At 67.2% G+C, this 2,421-nt stretch carries 2 protein-coding genes; one reads left to right on the top strand and one right to left on the bottom strand.

What is annotated here, in order from left to right:
- Positions 1–21 precede the first annotated feature (21 nt).
- Positions 22–294 (bottom strand): DUF4238 domain-containing protein, encoded by a 273-nt coding sequence (locus tag ACFHWU_RS28910; protein ID WP_416592264.1) that lies wholly within the window; start codon positions 292–294, stop codon positions 22–24.
- An 857-nt stretch (positions 295–1,151) separates the two neighbouring features.
- Between ACFHWU_RS28910 and ACFHWU_RS28915 the strand changes: the two genes are divergently transcribed.
- Positions 1,152–2,421, top strand: a 1,270-nt coding sequence (locus tag ACFHWU_RS28915) for a hypothetical protein (protein ID WP_416592265.1), incomplete at its 3' end; no start/stop codon positions are given.

A 2,421-nucleotide genomic window follows, 5' to 3' on the forward strand; every position in this document is an offset into this window, starting at 1 on the left:
ATAACCATCACCCACATCGACCTACCGAAAGCCAGCAAAAAGGCCAAAGTTTAGGTCAGTGCCCTCCAGGGTTGTGAAGAACTCCTCGAGGTGATGGTGCGGTATCCCGTCGACATCGGTACCCCAGTAGAAGCCTCGCTCGACGGCCACATCGTTGACTGATGCGGGGAAGCGGGCCGTGAGGTCGGTGCTCGCCGCCATCAGTTGCGCTCCGCCCGGTCGATGACGTGCGAAGCGCCGTAAGTACATGCGCGGCACGTGATGGTCGCGGGTGTTCGTCTGGTTGTCTCGCACGTTGACTGCCTTGCTCTGTCGTATGGAACCTGGATCCAGATGGCGAGTCGATGGAGCCGGCGTGTCCTCGGCAACGCCATGATCAGCGTCCCCGCCCAGCCCCTACGACCCATGCGGGGGGCATGCTGCGCAACAGGAGTTCGCCAAGCCCTCCGAGCGTTCCACCGTACCGGCGCTGAGGTTCGCCGCGAGTCTACATCGCGCAGCACGGGGCAGCCGATCTTCAAAACGCCAGGTCACGGCCGGTCAACAGGTTTGGCACGGTACGCGGCCTCGCGGCGCTAGAGGCGGTGCTGCGCTTCGCTGCTGTGGTTGGGCTGGCCACCACTCCGCCGGTGCCCCTGGCAGGAGTGACCGCGGCGCAGCTCGCCCGGCCCAGCATGGGCACCTGGCTGACGGTGGGCACGCGGCTGCGGAACCTGGCCGGCGCGGGTGGCGAGTTCACCCGCCCGCTCGCCTGCTTCATCCCGCGCGGCGCCGCCCAGCGCGTGCAGGAACCTGGTCAACCGGCGCAACAGCATCGCGCACGGCCGTACGACGCCAGCCGTTGCTCACGCCGACCATCTCGACGGGCTGCTCCGCCGGTTCGCGGCCCGGGCCGCCGCGTTCTGGCGCGCCGACATCGGGGCCTGGGCCGCCTCCATGTGCCGTTGGGGAGCCGCGCGGCGTGTGCGACGACCAGCGACTGGTGGACCCGGGTGTGTCACCGCCGACTCCGCACAGCACGGGGGAGCCGTAGCGTGTTCAGGGTGAGCTAGTTTCGGCGGATGCCGAGGAAGGACGGGGCGATGCGGCTTGAAGTGCGGCCAGCGTCGTCCGAGCTGGAGACCCGGCCAGATGTGGTTGGGTACGCTTCCGTGCTGCTCGACCGTGAGCAGCGCCGTCTCGTCGCCCTGATCGACGCGGACGCCCCGGATGACGCGGCTCGGGAACAGTACGAGCATCGAGTGCGGCGCTATCTGCGCCAGTTGAAGTCGGCGGTTTGTGACCGCACCGACAGGCTGCTCCCCTTGCGGACGATCAGGCCGTTCCGTGTGTCGGTGCACAACCGCGACGATCTGCTGGTCTTAGGTGCTCAGCTGACGATCTTGCTCCACGTCCATGGTCAACGGCAGCTGATCCAAGCAGACCTGGACGAGGCGCTGCTCACCGAGCTTCCTGACCCTCCGGAGGTTCCAGACGGCGCGCAGCTGCGGCCCGACGCGGAGGTAGGCGCGTCGGCGCGAGCCCGTGAACAGCGCGCAGCCCGACGCGTTCAGCTTGCGGGACAGACGGCGCTGTCGCCGGACGCGCTTCACCATGGCCTGCGCAACGTCGTCGAACCGGACAACATCGTCGCTACCTCAACGCACGACCGCGTCATCGAGCTCGTGTATCCAGAGTTCGACCTGCGTCCCGGGCAGGAGGTCCAGATGCCCGGCGTTGCGCTCGATCTGCTGGAATCCGTGAACGTAATGTGCGAAGCCACCTGGACGGTGACCGCTCGGAATCAACGCGGCGTACTCACCGGCCGATTCGAGCTGTTCACCGTCGCCGACCCGTGGGCACTCGCCCGCACCTGGCCGGCGGACAGGCTGCCGAACCAGCACGACCGCACCGGCAGTGATCGACCCACCGCTGAGGACGACGCAGACCATGGTGTCGATGGTCGGGTGCCGCAGGTGTGCGAGACACTGGACGATGTGAATCCGTTGCTCCTTGCCGCCGCTGGTGAGCTGCCGTCCACCAAGCTTCGCCTGCGTCTACGGGATGCGATCGAGGAGATCGGCGGGCTCGACGACCAGGTTTTGGACGACGATCCGAAGGCAGTCGTCGAGCGGTTGGTGGCGAAGTATTGCGTACCTGACACGGCGTACCGGGGCGACCCGGTGGTGGTGGGGGCGCCGCAGCAGCGCCGGCAGGAGGTCCGGGACTTCCCCCATCCCACCCGGACGGTGACCAGGGCTCTGCTGGACTACACGGTCTCCGTCGACTTCGACGGAGACACGGACCTGGTGCGTGCGTCGCTTGCCCTCTGTCATCACGAACCGCAGTGGCAGGTCCACGGCGGTCAGATCAGAGCGGTCTGTCCCGCACCGGGTTTGATGGAGACATCGAAACCTGGGAGGAACACCAGCGATGCCCGCA

This window comes from Micromonospora sp. LOL_015 (genome assembly GCF_048060275.1).
In the GTDB taxonomy this organism is placed as follows: Bacteria; Actinomycetota; Actinomycetes; order Mycobacteriales; family Micromonosporaceae; genus Micromonospora_E.